General features: G+C 41.3%; 4 protein-coding genes. All 4 read left to right on the top strand.

The genetic code is table 11. The features are described 5' to 3' along the window. Positions 1–632 (top strand): hypothetical protein (locus tag ACFIK3_RS09195; protein ID WP_375676598.1); only part of this gene is annotated, 632 nt, incomplete at its 5' end. 92 nt (positions 633–724) lie between these two features. Further along, the gene (locus ACFIK3_RS09200; RefSeq protein WP_375637952.1) at positions 725–1852 is read left to right on the top strand and encodes a N4-gp56 family major capsid protein; all 1128 of its coding nucleotides are present in this window, start codon (positions 725–727) and stop codon (positions 1850–1852) included. A 20-nt stretch (positions 1853–1872) separates the two neighbouring features. Beyond that, positions 1873–2253, top strand: a complete 381-nt coding sequence (locus ACFIK3_RS09205) for a hypothetical protein (protein WP_375637953.1) — start codon at positions 1873–1875, stop codon at positions 2251–2253. Positions 2254–2264: 11 nt separating this feature from the next. Continuing rightward, complete coding sequence (locus ACFIK3_RS09210) at positions 2265–2645, top strand: hypothetical protein (RefSeq protein ID WP_375631879.1); 381 nt, start codon at positions 2265–2267, stop codon at positions 2643–2645. The last annotated feature ends 74 nt before the right edge of the window (positions 2646–2719 follow it).

Here is a 2719-nt window from a genome sequence, read left to right on the forward strand (position 1 = left end):
CAATGGTTGAAGGTGAAAATGCACCCCCAGACCCTACACAAGACATTATTGGCTATATGAGTTGGATGGGAAAAAAGATTCGAGAGCAGGATGCGTATATTAGGGAACAGAAAGAAGCGCTAAGACAAGCTGAGGAACAGCAGCAGCATGATATACGTCTTGGTCAGTTTTTCAACAATTCTGTTAAGTCGTTTCAAAATAAATCCAGTGATTTTGGTGATGCGGCAAATTTTCTTTATGAGAAGCGTGCGAAGGAATTGAGTTCTTGGTCGTCACTTTATCCTGAGTATGGACAACAAAACACAATAGATGCGATTATAAGAGATCAATTGCATGCTCTTGTAGCGACTTGTGCACAAAGAGATCTCAATCCGGCAGAAGAGATTTATAGAATAGCGCAAAATCTTGGCTATCAGAACCAAGGGGTTCAAGCGAATAATCAAGTTGCTGCGCTTCAAAGCCGGCAGAATTCTGCGAGAACCTTAACAGCATCTGGAGGAGGGGGCAGTGTTGGACCAATCACTTTAGCAAGCATTGATAGGATGTCAGAAGAAGAATTTGACGCTTGGATATCAAATCCGAAAAATAAAGCAATTTTTCGGCAATTGCATGGTGCTGGTAACGGGTATTAAGAGTGCATTTTTATAGAAATTAGCCTGTTTTATGCAGGGTTATGGTCCGGCTTTTAAGCCGGTTTTTTTTACAGCAAAGAAAGGTAAAATCAATGGCATTAACAACAGTTAGAGCAGATGATCCTCATGCGATAAGCACGTGGTCAAAATTATTAAATACAGAAGTTTCAAAGGCGATACCTATTGCCCCTCTTATAGGCAGGGGTTCAAACAGCATTATTCAACTTAAAACTGAAACACAGAAGGGCAGAGGGGATTGTGTTACATTTAGCTTACGTACACAGCTTTTGGGACGGGGTGTTACCTCAGGACAGACGCTTGAGGGGAATGAAGAGGCATTACAATTCCTTCATGACAGACTATATATTGACGAGCTTTCGCATGCAGTTCGTGTAGAAAATGAAGGTAGTATAGCGCAACAACGTACAACGTTTGATTTGCGTGACGAAGCAAAAGATGGCTTAGTTGATTGGTATGCAGATCGCTTAAGCTTGATGTTTTTCATTCAAGCTTGCGGATATACAGCAAGGACAATCTCTTTTGAAGATCGGATGATAGATATCGAGAATGTGCATTATGGATTTAATGAACCTCTTGCACCAAGTAGTAAGCGAATTATCCGTCCAGATGGTAAAACCAAGGATGAAGAGCTAAGTGAAGCGCCAAAACACAGCTTTAGTTTGAAGCTTATTGACGAAGCTGTAAAAATGGCGAAACTTGCTAATCCCAAAATTCGACCAGTACGTGTGAATGGGGAGAGTGTTTATGTTCTCTATTTGCATCCAACACAAGTGATGCAATTGCGTACCAATACAGAGACTGGTCAGTGGCTTGATATTCAGAAAGCTGCTTACACAGGCTCTCGTGCGAAAAACCCAATCTTTGATGGTTCTTTAGGCATGTATAATGGTGTGATTTTACGTGAATCTGAACATGTCACCCATGGGGTAAAATCTACCGATCATACAGCGAAAAAAAGTGTGCGTCGTGCTGTTTTTCTTGGAGCACAAAGTATCGTTATGGCTTTTGGAAATAATCGCAATGTCAATCGCTATAAATTGGTGGAAGAGCATTTCGACTATCAACGTTACTATGGTTTGTCTGCGAAAACACTGATTGGCATGAAGAAAACCCGTTTCAAATTTCCAAATAGCTCTCAAGCAGCGCAAGATTTTGGAACGATTGTTATCCCCACCTACAGTGGTGAACCTGATAATTAATCATAGGGAGGAAACAAGACATGGCAGATCAATTACCACCTCCATTACAGGGAAGAAATCTTCACACCCAACAGGTGAGTTTCTTACGTTTGAATATCTCGCATAAAGATAAGCATCTTACGGAAAAAATCGGAATTTTGCCTCGTGGCGCTTTGATCACTTCGATGAAGGCTTTTGTCAAGACCGCGTTTTCTGAAGCAAAATTAAAGATAGGCAGCACCTATGGCGGCAATGAGTTCAGTGAAAAAGACATCAAAGCCCAAGGCACGCAAGATTTTACGCCAACAGATCAAAAGTCTTTTGTTGCAGATGATAAGGAGATGACCCTTTATGCAACACGGGATAAAACAACTGCGGCTGGTGAATGTATTGTGGTTGTGCAATTCGTAACAAATCATTGAGGGGATAAGACATGGCAGATTATTTACCACAGCCCTTGCAAGGGAGAAATCTTCATACCCAGCAGGTAAGCTTTTTGCGGCTTAATTTTAGCTATGAAGATAAAGAAAACGCTATGAGAATAGGCACGCTACCTCGTGGTGCTTTGATCACTTCGATTAAAGTGTATGTCAAGACAGCATTTTCGGACACGAAGGTAAAAATAGGGTGCACTGCTGGCGGCAATGAGTTTGGTGAAGCAGAAATCAAACAACAGGCAGTAAAAGAGGTTAAGCCCACCAATCAGAAGGAGTTTATCCCTTATGATGAAGAACTTACTCTCTATGCTAAAGCTGATAAGACAGTACAAGCTGGGCAAGCAAGTATAGTCGTTGAATTCGTGACTAATCACTGAGAGGTATTTTGATGACACGTCATTATATTCGGGTTAAAACCGGAGGACCGATACCAGTAAAGCGAGATGTTTAT

The organism is Bartonella sp. CB10SXKL (genome assembly GCF_042195515.1).
In the GTDB taxonomy this organism is placed as follows: domain Bacteria; phylum Pseudomonadota; class Alphaproteobacteria; order Rhizobiales; family Rhizobiaceae; genus Bartonella.

Bases quoted from the DNA above. Each gene is read 5' to 3' on its own strand.
- ACFIK3_RS09200 (WP_375637952.1), top strand. From the start codon at position 725: ATGGCATTAACAACAGTTAGAGCAGATGATCCTCATGCGATAAGCACG.
- ACFIK3_RS09205 (WP_375637953.1), top strand. From the start codon at position 1,873: ATGGCAGATCAATTACCACCTCCATTACAGGGAAGAAATCTTCACACC.
- ACFIK3_RS09210 (WP_375631879.1), top strand. From the start codon at position 2,265: ATGGCAGATTATTTACCACAGCCCTTGCAAGGGAGAAATCTTCATACC.